This is a genomic window from Bittarella massiliensis (ex Durand et al. 2017) (assembly GCF_017566145.1).
GTDB classification, from domain to species: domain Bacteria; phylum Bacillota; class Clostridia; order Oscillospirales; family Ruminococcaceae; genus Bittarella; species Bittarella massiliensis_A.
On the sequence record NZ_JABFCL010000444.1, the window covers coordinates 1 to 206 of the forward strand.

Here is a 206-nt window from a genome sequence, read left to right on the forward strand (position 1 = left end):
TGTCATTGCCACATAGATGTACAAGCTGTTGAATGGTGATTATCATCTGAAAGGGAAAAGAGGCACGGAACACTTTTTCTCGGAAGAACCGTTTCTTCTCTTCGTCATATTTCAGTCTATCCGGGTAAAACAATTCCGAATTGATCTTGTGCCCTGAAGGATAAAATTCACGGATAAAATCAGCCTGCGAAATGAGCTGCCATGTC

1 protein-coding gene is annotated in these 206 nt (G+C 41.7%); it reads right to left on the reverse strand.

The genetic code is table 11. The features are described from left to right. On the reverse strand, positions 1–206 hold a 206-nt coding region (locus HJY11_RS14985), incomplete at both ends, for a hypothetical protein (RefSeq protein ID WP_208076614.1).